This is a genomic window from Micromonospora sp. NPDC006766 (assembly GCF_040636055.1).
In the GTDB taxonomy this organism is placed as follows: Bacteria; Actinomycetota; Actinomycetes; order Mycobacteriales; family Micromonosporaceae; genus Micromonospora.
Genome location: NZ_JBEYIX010000006.1, coordinates 137,231 through 153,449 on the forward strand (window position 1 = coordinate 137,231; position 16,219 = coordinate 153,449).

At 71.8% G+C, this 16,219-nt stretch carries 14 protein-coding genes; 8 read left to right on the forward strand and 6 right to left on the reverse strand.

The annotated features are described in order from the left end of the window. Positions 1 to 66: 66 nt before the first annotated feature. Together ABZ671_RS09940 and ABZ671_RS09945 are read left to right on the forward strand one after the other, a co-directional pair. Positions 67 to 681: a DUF4245 domain-containing protein gene (locus ABZ671_RS09940; RefSeq protein WP_357854191.1), complete on the forward strand. Its 615-nt coding sequence runs from the start codon at positions 67 to 69 to the stop codon at positions 679 to 681. Between the two features lie 107 nt (positions 682 to 788). Continuing rightward, entirely contained in the window at positions 789 to 1,598 is an 810-nt protein-coding gene (locus tag ABZ671_RS09945) for a hypothetical protein (RefSeq protein WP_357854194.1), read from the forward strand. Positions 1,599 to 1,687: 89 nt separating this feature from the next. Here ABZ671_RS09945 and ABZ671_RS09950 read toward each other — a convergent pair whose 3' ends face one another. After that, positions 1,688 to 1,900, reverse strand: coding sequence for an exodeoxyribonuclease VII small subunit (locus ABZ671_RS09950; protein ID WP_357854197.1), 213 nt, complete (start codon positions 1,898 to 1,900; stop codon positions 1,688 to 1,690). Positions 1,901 to 1,925: 25 nt separating this feature from the next. Continuing rightward, the gene (gene xseA / locus ABZ671_RS09955; protein ID WP_357854350.1) at positions 1,926 to 3,092 is read right to left on the reverse strand and encodes an exodeoxyribonuclease VII large subunit; all 1,167 of its coding nucleotides are present in this window, start codon (positions 3,090 to 3,092) and stop codon (positions 1,926 to 1,928) included. 198 nt (positions 3,093 to 3,290) lie between these two features. Between xseA and ABZ671_RS09960 the strand changes: the two genes are divergently transcribed. Then, on the forward strand, positions 3,291 to 4,280 hold the full coding sequence (locus ABZ671_RS09960; RefSeq protein ID WP_357854200.1) for a 4-hydroxy-3-methylbut-2-enyl diphosphate reductase: 990 nt from the start codon (positions 3,291 to 3,293) through the stop codon (positions 4,278 to 4,280). 41 nt (positions 4,281 to 4,321) lie between these two features. Next, positions 4,322 to 4,693, forward strand: a complete 372-nt coding sequence (locus ABZ671_RS09965; RefSeq protein ID WP_357854203.1) for a hypothetical protein — start codon at positions 4,322 to 4,324, stop codon at positions 4,691 to 4,693. A gap of 55 nt (positions 4,694 to 4,748) precedes the next feature. Here the strand turns inward: ABZ671_RS09965 and ABZ671_RS09970 are convergent, their stop codons facing one another. Next, positions 4,749 to 5,960 (reverse strand): DNA recombination protein RmuC, encoded by a 1,212-nt coding sequence (locus tag ABZ671_RS09970; RefSeq protein WP_357854206.1) that lies wholly within the window; start codon positions 5,958 to 5,960, stop codon positions 4,749 to 4,751. A 15-nt stretch (positions 5,961 to 5,975) separates the two neighbouring features. On the opposite strand from ABZ671_RS09970, the gene ABZ671_RS09975 reads away from it, so the two are divergent. Next, complete coding sequence (locus ABZ671_RS09975) at positions 5,976 to 6,854, forward strand: hypothetical protein (protein WP_357854209.1); 879 nt, start codon at positions 5,976 to 5,978, stop codon at positions 6,852 to 6,854. 80 nt (positions 6,855 to 6,934) lie between these two features. Here ABZ671_RS09975 and ppc read toward each other — a convergent pair whose 3' ends face one another. After that, positions 6,935 to 9,724: a phosphoenolpyruvate carboxylase gene (gene ppc / locus ABZ671_RS09980; RefSeq protein WP_357854212.1), complete on the reverse strand. Its 2,790-nt coding sequence runs from the start codon at positions 9,722 to 9,724 to the stop codon at positions 6,935 to 6,937. A gap of 169 nt (positions 9,725 to 9,893) precedes the next feature. Between ppc and ABZ671_RS09985 the strand changes: the two genes are divergently transcribed. Then, positions 9,894 to 10,934, forward strand: coding sequence for a S66 peptidase family protein (locus ABZ671_RS09985; protein WP_357854215.1), 1,041 nt, complete (start codon positions 9,894 to 9,896; stop codon positions 10,932 to 10,934). 89 nt (positions 10,935 to 11,023) lie between these two features. On the opposite strand, the gene ABZ671_RS09990 is transcribed toward ABZ671_RS09985, so the two are convergent. Next, positions 11,024 to 11,164: a GntR family transcriptional regulator gene (locus ABZ671_RS09990; RefSeq protein ID WP_357854218.1), complete on the reverse strand. Its 141-nt coding sequence runs from the start codon at positions 11,162 to 11,164 to the stop codon at positions 11,024 to 11,026. 54 nt (positions 11,165 to 11,218) lie between these two features. Between ABZ671_RS09990 and ABZ671_RS09995 the strand changes: the two genes are divergently transcribed. Then, entirely contained in the window at positions 11,219 to 11,344 is a 126-nt protein-coding gene (locus ABZ671_RS09995) for a hypothetical protein (protein WP_357854221.1), read from the forward strand. Positions 11,345 to 11,481: 137 nt separating this feature from the next. On the opposite strand, the gene ABZ671_RS10000 is transcribed toward ABZ671_RS09995, so the two are convergent. Beyond that, positions 11,482 to 12,396 (reverse strand): cyclase family protein, encoded by a 915-nt coding sequence (locus ABZ671_RS10000; protein WP_357854224.1) that lies wholly within the window; start codon positions 12,394 to 12,396, stop codon positions 11,482 to 11,484. A 170-nt stretch (positions 12,397 to 12,566) separates the two neighbouring features. Between ABZ671_RS10000 and mfd the strand changes: the two genes are divergently transcribed. Then, entirely contained in the window at positions 12,567 to 16,205 is a 3,639-nt protein-coding gene (gene mfd / locus ABZ671_RS10005) for a transcription-repair coupling factor (protein ID WP_357854227.1), read from the forward strand. The last annotated feature ends 14 nt before the right edge of the window (positions 16,206 to 16,219 follow it).

Here is a 16,219-nt window from a genome sequence, read left to right on the forward strand (position 1 = left end):
TCCCGCGCCGGGGCGGGGCGGAGGAGGCCCGGATCAGGTCACCCGGACGGCTGCGACAATGGGCAGGTGGAAGCCGTACAGCCTGCCGACCGCGTACCGACCGACGCCACCCCGACCGACGGCCGCCCGGCCGCCTCCGGCGACCGGCCGGCGTCGCCCGCCAGCAGCGCCCGGGCGCGCTCGGAGCGCTCGCTGAAGGACATGGCGCTGTCGCTGCTGGTGCTGCTGGTTCCGATCGCCCTGCTGCTCGCCTTCTATCGAGGCTTCCTCAACGGCGAGCAGCCGACCACCGTCGACCCGGCGTCCGCGGTCGAGTTGGCCCGGTCGGAGGGGGCCTTCCCGGTCAGTCAGCCGGATGGGTTGGGCTCGGACTGGCGTACGGTGAGCGCCCGCTACCGGGCCGAGGAGGGCGGCGCGACGCTGCGGATCGGCTATCTGACCCCGCAGGGGCGTGGGGCGCAGCTCGTGGAGAGCAACGTGCCCGCCGACAAGCTGCTGCCGGCCGAACTGGCCGGCGGCCAGCCGCAGGGTCCGGCCGACCTGCCCGGCGGGACCTGGCAGCAGTACACCGCCCGGAGCAACGAGCATGCTCTCGTCCTGCTGGAGGCGAACCGTACCGTGATCGTGATCGGTGATGCTCGGGAGGACGAGCTGCGCCAGCTGGCCACCGCGCTGCGCTGAGCGGCTTTACTCCCGAAGGCCCGAATAGTCAGACCGGTCCGCTAGGCTGCCCCGGCCCGAGGGCGCGTGTGACGTGTCCGGACAGCGACGGAAAAAAGGTAAAAAACGTGAACATTCGACGGTGGAGCGCCGGCGTTCTCGCCGCTGCCCTGTTCGTCCCCGGTCTGGCCGCCTGCAAGGACGAGACCGGCTCGCCGACCGCCGCCAGCACCTCCGCCGCTGCAGAGAAGCCGGCGGACCCGAAGGAGGCGCTGGCCGCTTCCACCAAGGAGCTGCAGAAGGGCGAATTCGCCTTCACGATCAAGGGCGGCGAGATCAACGGCGGCGGCACCGTGCACCTGCCGTCGAAGAGCGCCGAGATGAAGGTGGAGACCGCCGCCGACGAGCTGTCGATGACCATGGACCTGGTCTTCATCGACGGCGACAGCTGGGTCAAGCTGGAGCTCGCGGGGCCGATGGCCGACGTCGTTCCGGGCTTCAAGGCGATGAAGGGCAAGTACCAGCACCTGGACCGGAGCAAGCTCAAGGGCACCGCCAAGGAGCTCAACTTCGACTTCTCCGACGTCGACCCGGCCGGCGCCGAGAAGATGATCAAGGCGATCACCGACGTCAAGCAGACCGGTGAGGGCACGTACGAGGGCACGATCGACACCACCAAGGCGACCGACGCCGACCTGCTCGACGCCGACACCATCAAGGCCCTCGGCGACCAGGCCAGCGCCGTGCCGTTCACCGCGAAGGTCGACGCGCAGGGCCGGCTGACCGAGCTGGCCGTCCAGGTGCCCGCCGCCGGCGGCACCGAGGCGCAGACCCTGACCGTCACGTACGAGTACGGCTCCGCCGCCGCCATCCAGGCGCCGCCGGCCGCCCAGGTCGTCGAGGCGTCCGACCAGGTCTACGAGATGTTCAAGGGCTGATCCGGCGCGGGTGGGGACGGCTTCCGCCTTCCCCACCCGACGCGGGCCATTCGTCCGGAACCAACGGGGGACTGCCCGAACGCCCCAGGTCAGGCGTCGGCGCGCTCGCGGGCGGCGTCGATCCGGGCTCGGGCGCCGTCCAGCCAGCGCTGGCAGATCTCGGCGAGCTGCTCGCCGCGCTCCCAGAGCGCCAACGACTCCGCCAGCGAGATGCCGCCGGCCTCCAGCCGCTCGACCACGGCGGCCAGCTCGGCGCGGGCCGGCTCGTAGCCGAGCTGCTCGTCCTTCTTCTCGTCACTCATCGCATCCATCCTCGTTGCAGGGTCCTCAGCCGTCGACCGTCGCGGTCAGCTCGCCCTCGGCGAGGCGTACCCGCAGCGGGTCCCCCTTGGCCACCTCGGCCGCGGCGCGGACCACCTGGCCGTCGGCACGCTGGACGATCGCGTATCCCCGGTCGAGCGTCGCCGCGGGGGAGAGAGCGCGCAGCCGGGCCAGGGTGTGTCGCAGGTCGTCGGCGGCGGCGCCGAGCCGGTGGCCGAGGCAGCGGCCCGCCCGGTCGCGCAGCGCGGCCACCTCGGCGGCCCGCTGGTCGATCATCACCTGGGGACGGGCCAGCACCGGCCGGGAGCGGAGCAGGTCGAGACGGTGCTGCTCCCGGTCGACCAGGTTGCGTACCGCCCGCTCCAGCCGGGACCGGGCCTGGCCGATCAGTCGTACCTCCTCGGTGAGGTCGGGCACGATCCGCTTCGCCGCGTCGGTCGGCGTCGACGCCCGCACGTCGGCCACGTAGTCCAGCAGCGGTGTGTCCGTCTCGTGGCCGATCGCGCTGACCACCGGCGTACGGCAGGCGAACACCGCCCGGCAGAGCGCCTCGTCGGAGAAGGGCAGCAGGTCCTCGATGCCGCCGCCGCCCCGGGCGATGATGATCACGTCAATGGTCGGGTCGGCGTCGAGCACCTTCAGCGCGTCGACGATCTGCGGCACCGCGCTCGGCCCCTGCACCGCGACGTTGACCGTGCGGAACTCGACCGCCGGCCAGCGCCGCCGGGCGTTGGTCAGCACGTCCCGCTCGGCGGCCGACGCGCGGCCGGTGATCAGCCCGATCCGCCCGGGCAGGAACGGCGGCCGGCGCTTGCGAGCCCGGTCGAAGAGCCCCTCCGCGGCGAGCAGCTTCTTGAGCTTCTCCAGCCGGGCCAGCAGCTCGCCGAGCCCGACCTGGCGGATCTCGTCCGCGCGCAGGCTGAGCGTGCCCCGGGCGGCGTAGAACTCGGGCTTGGCGTGCAGCACCACCCGGGCGCCTTCACGCAGCTCCGGCGCGCCCGCGTCGAGCACGTCCCGGTTGGTGGTGACGGTCAGGCTGAGATCGGCCGACGGGTCACGCAGGGTGAGGAAAACCGTGGTCGCGCCGGGGCGGCGGCTGATCTGCGCCACCTGCCCGTCCACCCAGACCCAGCCCAGCCGTGCGATCCAGGCGCCGATCTTCTGGCTGACCACCCGGACCGGCCACGGCTCCTCCGACGTGCTCCGCCCCACCCCACCCACACTCACCCGCCCACCCTACGGCCCACCCCCGACCCGACCCCGTTGATCATGAGGTTGGCGGCGATGTCGATCTCCCGTGCCGCCGCCGACTTCATGATCGACGGGGCTCGGGCGGGAGGAAGGGGAAGGCTGGGCACGTACGATGGTTGGGTGACTGAGGTTGAGACGACTCCCCGGACCGGTAAGCGTGTGCTCCTGGCCAAGCCCCGCGGTTACTGCGCGGGGGTGGATCGGGCGGTGCAGACCGTCGAGGAGGCGTTGAAGCTCTACGGTGCCCCGATCTACGTGCGGAAGCAGATCGTGCACAACAAGCACGTGGTGCAGACGCTGGAGGCCAAGGGCGCGATCTTCGTGGAGGAGAACGAGGAGGTGCCCGAGGGCGCCACCGTCATCTTCTCCGCGCACGGCGTGGCCCCCGAGGTCTACGAGCAGGCGAAGGCGCGTTCGCTCAAGGCGATCGACGCGACCTGCCCGCTGGTCACCAAGGTGCACCAGGAGGCCCGCCGGTTCGCCGCCGAGGACTACGACATCCTGCTGATCGGCCATGAGGGGCACGAGGAGGTCATCGGCACCGCCGGGGAGGCACCCGCGCACATCCAGCTCGTGGACGGCCCGGACAGCGTCGACCAGGTCACCGTGCGCGACCCGAACAAGGTCGTGTGGCTCTCCCAGACCACCCTCTCGGTCGACGAGACCCTGGAGACCGTGGCCCGGCTCAAGCAGCGGCTGCCGCTGCTCCAGTCGCCGCCCAGCGACGACATCTGCTACGCCACCTCCAACCGGCAGCACGTGGTGAAGGAGATCGCCCCGGACTGCGACGTGGTGATCGTCGTCGGCTCGCGCAACTCGTCCAACTCCGTACGCCTGGTCGAGGTGGCCCTGGACGCGGGCGCCCGCGCCGGGCACCTGGTCGACTTCGCCCACGAGATCGACGACGCCTGGCTGGCCGACGCCCGTACGGTCGGCGTCACCTCCGGCGCCAGCGTGCCCGACGACCTGGTCCAGGAGGTGCTCACACACCTGGGGGAGCGGGGCTTCGCCGATGTCGAGGAGATCGTCACCGCCAACGAACGGTTGACCTTCTCGCTGCCGCAGGAGCTCAAGCGGGACATGAAGGCCGCCGCGGCGGTCCGCCGTTGACCCGCCGGAACGGATTCGTCATCCGGTACGTCCAACCGCTCATGAAGACTCCTCGGAGGGTGTTCGTCGCCCTTTTCGCCTGCGTCACGCTGGCAGCCTGCGCCAGCCCCGGCTCGACGGGAGGCCCGGCGGCCAGCGCGTCCAGCCCCAATCCCAGTGCCACCCCGAGTGACCCGACGGCCCCCACCGGCCCGGCATCGGCGTCACCCGGCACCACCACGCTCACCGGCACCGTGCAGGCCGGCGTGGAGCCGAGCTGCCTGCTGCTGGACGGCAACCTGCTGGTCGGTGGCCCGCGTGAGGCGCTGAAGCCGGGTGCCCGGGTGACCGTCACCGGCCATGCCCAGCCGGATCTGATGACCACCTGTCAGCAGGGCACCCCCTTCGTCGTGGAGGCCGTCAAACCCGCCTGACCCGAGGGGCAGGAGCCCCACCCCCGGGAGTGGGGCTCCTGTCGATGTCCGGTGGTCAATCGATCGGTGTGGACGCCGGGTCACCGTCCCCCGGCTGCAACTCGGGGGCCTGCGGCTGGCGGGGCGCCACCTCCACCTGCGCCGGGGCGGCCAGCTCCTGGTCGGAGACGCCCAGCTCGGCGAGCTTGCGGGCGCTGACCAGCACCCGCGCCTCCAGCGAGCCGACCGCCCGGTTGTACGCGGTCACCGCCCCGCCCAGCGACGCGCCCAGCTTGCCGACGTGGTCGCCCAGGGTGGACAGCCGCCCGTACAGCTCGCGGGCCAGCGTGTGCACGGTGGCGGCGTTGCGGGCCAGCGCCTCCTGTCGCCAGGAGTAGGCCACGGTGCGCAGCAGCGCCACCAGGGTGGCCGGCGTGGCCAGCACCACGTTGCGGGCGAAGGCGTGCTCCAGCAACATCGGGTCGCGCTGCAACGCCACGTCGAGGAACGGATCGGCCGGTACGAAGAGCACTACGAACTCCGGGGACTGATCGAACGCGGCCCAGTAGGACTTGGCGGCCAGCGCGTCCACGTGGGCCCGCAGGTGCCGCGCGTGCGCGTCGAGGTGGGTGTCCCGCCCCCGCTCGTCGCGCGCCTCCATCGCGGTCAGGTACGCGTCGAAGGGCGCCTTGGCGTCGACCACCACCGTCCGGCCGCCGTGCAGCCGGACCACCAGGTCGGGGCGTACCCCCTGGTGGTCGGTGGCGGCGGTGACCTGCTCGTTGAAGTCGCAGTGCTCCAGCAGCCCGGCAGCCTCGACGATCCGGCGGAGCTGGTGCTCGCCCCACCGGCCGCGGACCTGCGGGGCACGCAGCGCGGCGACCAGCTGCTTGGTCTCGGTACGCAGCTCGCCGGAGACCGTGCTCATCGACCGCACCTGCTCACGCAGCTCCGCGTACGCGTCGACCCGGTCGCGTTCCAGCTCGGCGACGCGCTGCTCGTAGCGCCGGAGGGTGTCGTGCAGGGGCGCCACCGCCCGTGCGACGGCCTCCTGGGACTGCGCGGTCGCTTCGTAGCTGAGCGCCCGCATCGACTGCTCCAGCCGCCCCTCGCCCTCGCGAGTGGCGGCGAGCGTCGCCTCCAGCCGAGCGACCTCGGCCGCCGACCGGGCCCGCGCGGCCAGCCAGCCCACCGCACCGCCGGCGGCGAGACAAATGATCACCACGGCCAGCGTCGCGAAGGTCGTCACATTCGGAAGCTTGCCAAATGGGTGCGACGTGACCTTCATAGGTACGGTCGAGTCATGAGAAACATGCTGTGCCTCGTCCTGGTGTTGATGCTTGGAGGTGCGTTGGTGTTCTGGCGTGGGGGAAGCAAATCCCGGCAAGCCAGCGAGCTGGCCGACGCCCGGGCCGAGGCGCAACGCTGGTACGAGCGTCTCGGTGGGCAGTTGATGAACCTGCACGGCGACGCCCCGGCGGTACGCCAGGCGCTGGCCGACGCGGGCGAGCGGTACAACGCGGCCGGCTCTCAGCTGGAGCAGGCGCGCACCCCGCACCAGTGCACGTTGGCCCGGGAGACCGCGTTGGAGGGGCTGGCGTACATCCGGGCGGCGCGGACCGCGATGGGCATCGACCCGGGGCCGGAGCTGCCGCAGCTGGCCGCCGCCCGGAATGCCGGGATGCTCACCAAGGAGCGCGAGGTCACTGTGGAGGGACAGACCTACCGGGCTGGCCCGCAGCCGGGGAACCAGACGCCCTACTACTACCCCGGCGGCAACCTGCAGGGACGGCCGGTGCCGGCCGGCTGGTATTCAACGCCGTGGTGGAAGACCGCGCTCGGTGCCGGCGTCGGCGTGGTCGGCGGCATGCTCATCGCCGACGCGCTCTTCTCGCCCGCCTTCGCCGATCCGGGCCACGGCCACGGGGGCGGTTACGAGGCCGGCTATCAGGAGGGTTTCCAGGACGGCTTCGGCGACGGCCAGGGCTACGGCGACCAGGGCGGCAACGACTTCGGCGGCAACCAGTTCGCCGATTACCAGGGCGACAACCCGGGTGCCGGCGGCGGTGACTCTGGCAGCGGTGGTGGTGACTACGGCAGCGGCTTCGGCGGCTTTGGTGGGGGCGACTTCGGCGGCGGGAGCGACTTCGGCGGGGGTGACTTCGGCGGCGGCGACTGGTGACCGCGGCCGACCTCTGGCACCAGCGTTAATAAGGGCCCCCTGCTATACGCCAGGCGTTAACAGGGGGCCCTTCCTTACATTCAGCCGGTGTTACGCATGCCGGCGGCGATGCCGTTCACCGTGGTCAACAGTGCCCGCTCCAGCACGGCCGTACCGTCGTTGGGGCCGCGGCGTCCGCCGGGCGCGGTGGACACCGAGCGGCCGGCGGCGCCGGAGTCGCGGTACTGCTGCAGCAGCGCCACCTGGAGGTGGTGCAGCGGCTCCAGGTAGGTGTCCCGCACGGCCAGGGTCCGCTGCAGGACGGGCGAGCCGTCCAGCAGGGCCGGCGAGGCGGTGACCGCCAGCACCTCCTGCTTGGTCAGCTCATACTCCTGCCGGATCTGGTCGAAGATCGGGTGCAGTTTCTTCGGGACCAGCGTCTCCACGTACCGGTGGGCGATGTGCAGGTCGGTCTTGGTCAGCATCATCTCCACGTTCGACAGGAACGTGCGGAAGAAGTGCCAGTTGCGGTGCATCTCGGCGAGCACGTCCGCCAGGCCGGCGGCCCGCGCCGCGGCCAGGCCGGAGCCCACCCCGAACCAGCCGGGGACGATCTGCCGGGTCTGGGTCCAGCCGAACACCCACGGGATGGCCCGCAGCCCGGACAAACCGGCGCCGGTGTTCGGCCGCTTCGCCGGCCGAGAGCCGATGTTCAGCGCCCCAAGCAGCTCCGTCGGGGTGGAGGCCCAGAAGTAGGCCGGCAGGTCCGGGTCCTCGACCAGCGACCGGTACGACCGGAACGCCGCCTCGGAGACCACGTCCATGGTGGCGTCCCAGCGTTCCAGCATCTCGGCCGGCTGCCGGGGCGCGGTGTGCAGCAGCGTCGCCTGGAGCACCGCCGCCACGGTCAGCTCCAGGTTCTCCCGGGCCAGCGCGGGCAGCGTGTACTTGTCGGAGATGACCTCGCCCTGCTCGGTCACCTTGATCGCGCCGTCCAGCGTGCCGTAGGGCTGGGCCAGGATCGCGTCGTGGGTGGGCCCGCCGCCCCGGCCCACCGTGCCACCCCGGCCGTGGAACAGCCGCAGGTGCACGCCGTGCCGGGCGGCCACGTCGCGCAGCGCGCGCTGCGCCCGGTGGATCGACCACTGGCTGGTGGTGATGCCGGCCTCCTTGTTGGAGTCGGAGTAGCCCAGCATCACCTCCTGCACGTCACCACGGGCCGCGACGAGCGCCCGGTAGGCCGGCAGGGACAGCAGCTCGTCCAGCAGTTCGCCGCCGGCGTTCAGCTCCGCCGGGGTCTCCAGCAGCGGCACGATGCCGATCCGGGCTCGACCGCTGTGCACGTCGATCAGACCGGCCTCGCGGGCCAGCACCACCGCGGCGAGCACGTCGTCCACGCCGAGGGTCATCGAGATGATGTACGACTCGATCACCTCGGCGCCGAATCGGTCCTGCGCCTCGCGGATCGCCCCGAACACGTCGAACGTCTTGCGCGCCGGCTCGGTGAGCGGGGTGTCCAGGGTGGAGAGCGGCCGGCGGCCGGTCAGCTCGTCGGCGAGCAGCTTGGTGCGTTCCAGCCGGCTCAGCGACGGGTAGTCGGAGACCTCCCCGACCGCCGCGTAGAGCTGGGCCAGGACCGCGTGGTGGGCCTCGGCGTGCTCACGGACGTCCATGGTCGCCAGGTGCAGCCCGAACGCGGAAACCGTACGGATCGTCGAGGCGAGCCGGCCCACCGCGGTCAGCTGCCCGGAGTTGCGGGCCAGCGAGGCGCGCAGCAACTCCAGGTCGGCGATCAGCTCGGCCGAGCCGCGGTAGTCGCGCCCCGGCATGTGCACGGTGCCGGTGCGCAGCCGCTCCCGGGTGTTGGCCAGCTTCGCCTTCACGCAGCGCGCCTTGAGCCGGTAGGGCTCCTCGGCGTTGACCCGACGGAACCGGGGTGCCACCTCGGGCAGCGCGTCCAGGTCGGCGGCGAGGCTGGCGGACAGGTCCAGCGAGACCGCCCGCAGGCGGCGGGAGACGGAGACCTCGCTGATGAGCGCGTCCATCGCCTTCTCGGTGGCCGCGATGCCGTGCTCGTGCTGGATCCGCAGCACCTCACGGGTGACCGCCGGGGTGACGAAGGGATTGCCGTCGCGGTCGCCGCCGATCCAGGTGCCGAAGGTCAGCGGGCGGGCGGTCGGTGAGGTCTCCACGCCCAGGGTGCGCAGCGTGTCCGCCAGGTCGTCGAGGACCTGCGGGGCGGCGTCGGCGTAGAGGTCGCGCAGGTAGTAGATGGCGTTGCGGGCCTCGTCGGTCGGGTCGGGCCGGTCCAACCGCAGCTCGTCGGTCTGCCACATCAGGTCCAGCAGCTCGGCCAGGCGCCGGTTGGCCGGGCCCTCGTCGCTGGCCCCGTAGAGGATGGCGTTGGCGGTCTCGGCGTCCAGCTCGTCGGCGACGGCGCGCAGCTTGGAGAGGATCGACCGGCGAGCCGCCTCGGTCGGGTGGGCGGTGAAGACGGGGCGTACCGCGAGCCGGCGGGCCACCGCGGCGATCTCCTCGGCCGGCACCCCGCGCTCGGCGATCATCCGGGCCGCCTGGTCCAGCCAGCCACCGTGAATCGCCCGGCGCCGGCGCAGGTCGCGGGCCCGGTGCACCTGCTCGGTGATGTTGGCCAGGTGGAAGTAGGTGGAGAAGGCCCGGGCCAACTTGGTGCCGGTGGTGACGTCGAGCCCGGCGAGGCGCTGTGCGGCGGCGGGGGCGTCGGAGCGGACCTGGGTGCGGATCTCCTCGACCAGGTCGAGGAGCGGTCGGCCCTCCTGCCGGGCGAGGGTCTGGCCGAGCAGTGTGCCGAGGCGGCGGATGTCGGCGCGCAGCGCGGCGTCGGGGCCGTCGTGGTCGTGCTGGTCGGTCACGGGTGCGCTCCTTACGAGAGTACGAAGGACAGCGCTGTCCGACTCCCTGGATCGTATCCGCGTTCGGTCGGCTGACAGGAGGGGGACGGCGTGATGATCTACACTCTGGGACGGTCCCGTGGGGGTTTTTGGGGCGGAAATCGCTGGCCCGGCCCGATACCGTCCGATCATGAGCAACCCCAGCTATCCGCCGAAGCCCCGGCCGGGCGACCGGGTCGCGGTCGTCTCACCCTCCGCCGGCCTGCCCGGCCTCTTTCCGCACGTGTACGAGCTGGGGCTGCGCCGGCTGCGCGAGGAGTTCGGGCTGGAGCCGGTGGAGTATCCGACCACCCGGCAGTTGGGCGCCGACCCGCGGGACCGGGCGCGCGATCTGACCGCGGCTTTTGCCGATCCGACGATCACCGCCGTGCTCGCCACCGTCGGCGGGGACGACCTGATCACGGTCACCCCGCATCTGGACGACGAGGTGCTGCGGGCCAACCCGAAGCCGTACTACGGCTACTCGGACAACACCAACATCCTCAACCACCTGTACGGGCTGGGGATGGTGTCCTACCACGGCGGATCGGTGCTGGTCCACCTTGGCCGGTCGGGCAAGCCGCACCCGCTGACCTTCGACTCGCTGCGCGCCGCCCTGTTCACCTCCGGCTGGTACGAGCTGACCCCGGCCGCTGAGTGGGGCGACCAGCCGAACGACTGGCGGGACCCGGCGACGCTGGCGTACGAGCCGGTGATGTTTCCCGGCGAGGGCTGGCGGTGGCACGGGCCGGCGTCCGTGGTGCAGGGCCGCACCTGGGGTGGGAACCTGGAGATCCTGCACTGGCTGATGGCCGCCGATCGGGTGCCGTCGGCGGCGGAACTGGCCGGGTCGGTGCTGGTCTTGGAGACGTCGGAGGAGCTGCCTTCGGCCGCCGAGGTCTTCCGCATCGTGCGCAACCTGGGGGAGCGCGGGCTGCTGGCCGGCTTCCCGGCGATCGTGGTCGGCCGGCCCAAGGCGTGGGACTTCGACAAGCCGCACACGCCGGAGCAGCGGCGGGCCTGGGCCGAGGCGCAGCGGGAGGCGATCCTGGCGGCGCTGGCCCCGTACGCCGACGACCCGGTGGTGGTCTTCGACGTCGACCTCGGCCACACCGACCCGCAGGTGATCATCCCGTACGGCGGCGAAATTCGAGTCGACGCCGCCGTGCGGGGCATTTCGGTGCGCTACTGACCCTCCTCGTCAACGAGCCGGAATCTTGGAGACTTGCCGTTCCAGGCGAACGACAACTCTCCAAGATTCCGAAAAGGCAAGCGCACGAATCAGTGGGGGCGGACGAAGCCCCCGGCGCCGGGTGCGCCTTCGACGAGCCCGCGTGCCTTGAGCCAGTCGATGGCGGAGCGCACCACTTGGCGGGACACGTCGAACTCTGCGCAGAGTTCGGTGCCGGAGGGCAGCTTCACTCCCGGTGGGTACTCGCCGGACTCGATGCGCTCAGTCAGGGCGTCAATGAGACGTTGCTTCTCTCCGCCGGCTCGGAGGTCGACCGCTGGCCGATCGACCTGGCCCAGTCCCGTTCGCTGGCCCACCTGTCGCAGCGGCTGGTACGCCAGCTTGGATCGGGCTCGGCCCGGGCCGCCTGAGGGCTCACCAGCCCCGAAGATCGACTCCAGACGCGCGACATTGCGGTATCGAGTGGCCTTGGATACCCCAATGTCGCGTAACTGGCGTTGATCTTGGTAGCCAGGCGGTCAGGCGGGGCGGGGGCTGGCCGGGCGGATCAGGTTTCGACGACGGCGAAGGCGCGGACCGGGAAGGTGCCCATGCCGGCCACCATCGGCGGCGCGGCGTTGAACCGGAACCCCTCCGGTGGCAGGTCGCCCAGGCCGGTCAGGTGCTCCACGATCGGAATGCCAGCGGCGAGCAGAGAACTGTGCGCCGGGCGCTCGCCGGCCGCCGCCGGGCTCATGTCGTCGATGTTGACCGAGTCGATGCCGACCAGGGCCGCCCCCGCCTCGACCAGCCAGTCGGCACCGTCCCCGGTCAGGTAGGGCGCGTCGGGGTCGGCGTACCGGTCGGTGCCGAAGTGCGCGGCCCAGCCGGTGTGCAGCAGCACCGCCCGCCCGGCCACGTCGTACGGGGCGAGCATCAGTCGGTCCACCGCGCGCATGCCGGCGGGCACCCGGACCACGATCCCGGGCAGGTCCGCGAGTCGGCCGAGCGGGGTTCCGGCGAGGTCGACCCCGTCCACCCAGCGGTGCGCGGGCGTGTCGACGTACGTGCCGGTGTTGGCGATCATGTCGATCCGGCCGACGTGGAACTCGACCCCCGGCGCGTAGCTCGCCCGGGACGCCTCGCGGGTCAGCCAGTCGGTGATCCGGGGCGCCGGCCACCCGGGCAGCGTGATCATCCCGTCGCTGATCACGTGACTCAGCTCGACAAGTCGTCGGCCGCCGTCACCCGGCGGGACGGCGACTCCCCGGCCGCCCTTGTGCGGCTCCTCGACGACCGTCCGGTTGGTGATCCGCACCTCGGCGACCATCAGCAGTCCGAGATGCCGGACGAACAGCGCGCCAAGATCCTCGTCGGAGATCTCCCGACCCGGGATGTCCAGCCGGAAATCGTCAACCCGCAGCCCGCCACCGTTGGCGAAACTGACCACTGCGTCGAACTGCGCCCGATACTCGCCAGTCACGCCTCCACCGCACCACGCCCCGCCTCCCACCGTCAAGAACCGCCCAGCAGGGGAGCGTCGGGGAGCACCCGGAATGTCCGGGGCGGGGGATAGGCTCGGAGGGTTCAACCCCCCGTCCGGCCGGACGCGGGGTTGTCGCCGTGCGTCGACCTTCCTGGAAGTGATCACTGATGCTCACCGGAATCTTCTCCGCCGCGCTGGCCGACCCGGGGCTGGCCCGGGCCCGTGACCTGGCGCGCTCCGGTGCCGCGCAGGTCGACGGCCTCGACATCACCGCCCCGGCCGCGCTGCGTCCGTTCGCCGTCGCGGCGGTCGCCGCCGACGAACAAGGCGCCGGGCGTCCCGTGCTCGCGGTGACGGCGACCACCCGCGAGGCCGACGACCTGGCCACCGCGCTGGGCAGCCTGCTGCCGCCGGAGCAGGTGGCCGTCTTCCCGTCCTGGGAGACGCTGCCGCACGAGCGGCTTTCGCCCCGTTCCGACACGGTCGGGCGGCGACTGGCCGTGTTGCGCCGGCTGGCGCATCCGGAGTCCGCCGACGCGCACGGGCGCACCGGGCCGCTGCGGGTGGTCGTGGCCCCCGTCCGGTCGCTGCTCCAGCCGCAGCTCAAGGGGCTCGGCGACCTGGAGCCGGTGCAGCTCGCCGCTGGCGAGGAGGCGGACCTGGAAGAGATCGCCCGCCGGCTCACCGACATGGCGTACGCCCGGGTGGACCTGGTCACCAAGCGGGGCGAGTTCGCCGTGCGCGGCGGCATTCTCGACGTCTTTCCGCCCACCGACGAGCACCCGTCGCGGGTCGAGTTCTGGGGCGACGAGGTGGAGGAGATCCGCACCTTCGCCGTCGCCGACCAGCGCACTATTGAGCAGGTCGCCCAGCTCTGGGCGCCGCCCTGCCGCGAGCTGCTGCTCACCCCGGCGGTGCGCGCGCGGGCCGCCGCGCTCGCGCAGGAGCATCCGGAACTGGCCGAGATCCTCGACAAGCTGGCCGAGGGTATCCCGGTCGAGGGCATGGAGTCGCTCGCCCCGGCGCTGATCGGCGCCGACTCGATGGAGCTGCTGCTGGACTGCATGCCGGCCGGCACCCACGTCCTGCTCTGCGACCCGGAGCGGATCCGCACCCGGGCGCACGACCTGGTGCGTACCTCGGAGGAGTTTCTCCAGGCCAGCTGGGCCGCGGCCGCCGTCGGGGGTCAGGCCCCGGTCGACCTCGGCGCCGCCGCCTTCCGCACCCTGGCCGACGTACGCACCGCCGCTCGCGCCCTGCGCCAGCCCTGGTGGACGCTCGCGCCGTTCGGCCTGCTAGAAGCCGACGCTGCCCCCGCTCGCCAGCCCTGGGAGGACGAGCCGACCGAGGTCGACATCACCCCCGACGACGCGGTCGCGGTGACCCTGGGCGCGCAGCCGGCCCCGCTCTATCACGGTGAGACCGCCCGGCTGGTCGACGACCTCAAGCGTTGGGCCGGCGAGGGCTGGTCGATCGCGCTGGTCTTCGAGGGGCACGGGCCTGCCCAACGGGCCGTCGAGGTGCTCCGCGACGCCGGCCTCGGTGCCCGGCTCACCGAGGAGGTGCCGGCCGCGCCCGCCTCCGGCGAGCTGCTGGTCTCCTGCGGCTGCCTGACCGCCGGGTTCGTCGATGAAGCGTCCCGGTTCGTGCTGCTCACCGGCAACGACGTCACCGGTGGCCGGGGCACCTCCACCCGGGACATGCGCAAGATGCCCAGCCGGCGGCGCAACACCATCGACCCGCTGGAGCTGAAGGCGGGCGACCACGTGGTGCACGAGCAGCACGGCATCGGCCGGTACGTCGAGCTGGTGCAGCGCACCGTCAACGGCGCCAGCCGGGAATACCTGGTCATCGAGTACGCCCCGAGCAAGCGCGGTCAGCCCGGCGACCGGCTCTTCGTCCCCACCGACCAGCTCGACCAGCTCTCCCGCTACGTCGGCGGCGAACAGCCCACCCTGCACAAGATGGGCGGCTCGGACTGGCAGAAGTCGAAGGCCCGGGCCCGTAAGGCGGTCCGCGAGATTGCCGCCCAGCTCATCCAGCTCTATGCCGCTCGCAAGGCGTCCAAGGGGCACTCGTTCGCACCGGACAGTCCCTGGCAGCGGGAGCTGGAGGACGCCTTCCCCTGGCAGGAGACGCCGGACCAGCTCGCCGCGATCGAAGAGGTCAAGCGGGACATGGAGCAGACCGTCCCGATGGACCGGCTGATCTGCGGCGACGTCGGGTACGGCAAGACCGAGATCGCGGTTCGGGCCGCGTTCAAGGCGGTGCAGGACGGCAAGCAGGTGGGCGTGCTGGTGCCCACCACGCTGCTGGTGCAGCAGCACTACAACACCTTCGCCGAGCGGATGAGCCAGTTCCCGATCACCATCCGGCAGCTCTCCCGCTTTCAGACGCCGAAGGAGGCCGAGCAGACCCTCGCGATGGTCGCCGACGGCACCGCCGACATTGTCATCGGCACCCACCGGCTGCTCCAGGCGGCCACCCGGTTCAAGCAGCTCGGCCTGGTCATCATCGACGAGGAGCAGCGCTTCGGCGTCGAGCACAAGGAGCACCTGAAGACCTTGCGCGCCTCGGTCGACGTGCTGGCCATGTCGGCCACCCCGATCCCGCGCACGCTGGAGATGGCGATCACCGGAATCCGGGAGATGTCCACCATCGCCACCCCGCCGGAGGAGCGGCACCCGGTGCTCACCTTCGTCGGGGCGTACGACGACAAGCAGGTGGCCGCCTCGATCCACCGTGAGCTGCTCCGTGACGGGCAGGTCTTCTACCTGCACAACCGGGTGGAGTCGATTGAAAAGGCGGCCCGCCGGATCCGTGAGCTGGTGCCCGAGGCCCGGGTCGCGGTGGCGCACGGCCAGATGGGCGAGGAAGCGCTCGAGAAGGTGATGGTCGGCTTCTGGGAGAAAGAGTTCGACGTTCTGGTCTGCACGACGATCGTGGAGTCCGGGATCGACATCCCCAACGCCAACACGCTGATCGTGGAGCGGGCCGACCTGCTCGGCCTGGCTCAGCTGCACCAGATCCGGGGCCGGGTCGGCCGGGGCCGGGAGCGGGCGTACGCCTATTTCCTCTACCCGTCCGACAAGCCGCTGACGGAGAACGCGCACGAGCGGCTGGCCACCATCGCCCAGCACACCGAGCTGGGCGCCGGCATGTACGTGGCGATGAAGGACCTGGAGATCCGGGGCGCGGGCAACCTGCTCGGCGGCGAGCAGTCCGGCCACATCGAGGGCGTCGGCTTCGACCTCTACGTCCGCATGGTCGGCGAGGCGGTTGCCGCCTTCAAGGGCGAGCAGCCGGAGGAAGAGGCTGAGGTCAAGGTGGACCTGCCGATCGACGCGCACCTGCCGCACGACTACGTCGGCGTGGAGCGGCTGCGCCTGGAGATGTACCGCAAGCTCGCCGAGGCTCGCGACGAGGAGCGGCTGCGCGAGGTGGTCGCCGAGATGACCGACCGCTACGGCGAGCCGCCCGCGCCGGTGCAGAACCTGGTCGCGGTGGCCCGGTTCCGGCTGCTGGCCCGCCGGTACGGCCTCACCGACGTCTCGATGCAGGGCAAGCACATCCGGTTCGGGCCGCTGCCGCTGCCCGACTCGAAGCAGTTGCGGCTCAAGCGTTACCACCCGGATTCGGTCTACAAGCAGGCGCTCGACCAGGTCAGCGTGCCCCGACCGAGCACCCGGCGGGTCGGCGGCGAGTCGTTGCGCGACCAGGCGCTGCTGGAGTGGTGCGCCCAGTTGCTCTCCGATGTGCTGGGCGAGCCGGCTACGGCCCGGCCGGCCGGGGCGGTGACGGGCTGAGCCGGCCGGGGCGG